Source organism: Priestia sp. P5_B4 (assembly GCF_056400385.1).
Genome location: NZ_JBFULJ010000796.1, coordinates 1 through 1,778, shown reverse-complemented (window position 1 = coordinate 1,778; position 1,778 = coordinate 1). Strand labels below are relative to the sequence as shown.

Here is a 1,778-nt window from a genome sequence, read left to right as displayed (position 1 = left end):
ATATGATAGAGTTTGAACAAGTTATGCACCTAATAAAAAAGAGTTAATATAAAAAATTTATTTAAAAGATAAAAACCTCGAAAATAGTGATTATATCCCCTTCTCAAAACGTAATGATTACGATTTTTTATATATATTATGTGAAAATTATAAGATATATAACTGAGAAAAATTAATACATTTAGTTTTTTCATTTCTTATCTTAGCATCATTGAATTTAGCACTAGAATATAGTGAGAGTGGATATATGAATTATTTATATGGTGGAATCTTCCTGTTTGTTGGCCTATTTCTAATCAATGTTTTGTTTTCGTATCAAAATAAGCATATTGATTTAGCTTTTGAAACTACATTAAAATACCAAATTTATGCTTTCCCGTTATTTTTAATCGCTAATATGTTAATTGGATATGGAATCAAATTTGGGTTTAAAGCTGTTCATAACTTAACATTTGTTTTACTGACATCGAAAGGGATGGAAGTAATAATTGCCGTATTAATGAGTTACCTTTTCTTTAAAGAAGCTCCTACGTGGAAAACCTTACTTGGAATTTTTATTATGGCTATAGGGGTAGTTATTTCTAAAATGAAGTAGAGAGGGTGACAATTCGGTATAAACTAATTAAAAAGAAAGAGGTATTATAAAAAATCAATAAAATATTCTTTACCTATCAAATAAAGAGACTTTAAACATCTAAAGTAAAGAAAAAGAATGAAAGAATAACACCTTTCATTCTTTTTTATATAGATTAATTCTTTTTATAAAAAATATATCTATCATTATCCTAAAACAGAGATAATTTTATTGCTTACTTGCGCGTAATAAAATTTACATTATTTTAATACTTATATTGTTATAAAATATATAAGTTGGTAAAATAAAGAAAAATGATTGGTGGTATCTAAATATTGATGAGCATTAAAGAGAAGATACTGATGAAGCATGTAGAAAGAAAACTACATAAGTTACAAATTGATCTTGTGCATTTTATTCCAGGAAGAATTAGACTTCGTTCATCTGTTTGGAAAGGGGATAAAAAGCTAGTTGAATTAATCATTTTAAATTTGAAGTCTCAACCTCTTGTCTATGATGCAGTATTTACACCAGATACCGGGAGTTTAATTATTACATATAAGGGTTCTCATATGACAAATAACAAAGAACTTGAAGAATGGTTTCAACTTATTGAACAAATATACCAAGAAGAATATAGAGCCTAAGGAAAGGGAGGAATGGGCATGCTTCCTACTGTAATTGGTTTAGGGGCCTCTTTTATTGCTCCAAAAATTATGTCTCAATTCCGTGATCAAAAAATAAAAGTATTGCATGCGATGCCGGGGCGACTGCGTATACAATGTGACAGTTGGAAGCACCGTATCATTGCACATGCTCTAACGGAAGAAGTAAAAAAACATCCTCTTATTTTAACGTCGGAAGCTTCAGAACTAACCGGAAGTTTGCTGCTTCAATTTGTTGTACCTCATATTAACCAGGAAGAGCTAGATGAGCTGATGAGTTATATCGTACAAATAGCAGCTAATGCCACTTTAAACAAAGATGCTACATTGATGAATGGCATGACTAACACACTTGGATTTATAGATAAAGGAATTAAAAAGCAAACTAATGGCTTTGCTGACTTTGATAGTTTATTTGTTCTCTTTTTATTAGGAAAAGGGATTCAGACGTTTGGAAGTGCGCCTGCTTTTTCTGCAAGCTTACTTTATTGGTCATACAACATCATTAAAGAGAAGGGGGAAAAGAACAGGTGATGATG

Annotated in this window: 3 protein-coding genes; all 3 read left to right on the top strand. The window is 30.0% G+C overall.

The genetic code is table 11. The features are described from left to right. Nucleotides 1–247: 247 nt before the first annotated feature. The 3 genes from AC1DRF_RS26060 (at nt 248) to AC1DRF_RS26050 (ending at nt 1,773) form a co-directional block, all read left to right on the top strand. On the top strand, nt 248–595 hold the full coding sequence (locus tag AC1DRF_RS26060; protein ID WP_071275525.1) for a hypothetical protein: 348 nt from the start codon (nt 248–250) through the stop codon (nt 593–595). A 341-nt stretch (nt 596–936) separates the two neighbouring features. Beyond that, nucleotides 937–1,221 carry an HMA2 domain-containing protein gene (locus tag AC1DRF_RS26055; RefSeq protein WP_097823732.1) on the top strand — a complete coding sequence of 95 codons (285 nt, stop codon included), beginning with the start codon at nt 937–939 and terminating at the stop codon, nt 1,219–1,221. An 18-nt stretch (nt 1,222–1,239) separates the two neighbouring features. After that, on the top strand, nt 1,240–1,773 hold the full coding sequence (locus AC1DRF_RS26050; protein ID WP_230184762.1) for an HMA2 domain-containing protein: 534 nt from the start codon (nt 1,240–1,242) through the stop codon (nt 1,771–1,773). Nucleotides 1,774–1,778: the final 5 nt, after the last annotated feature.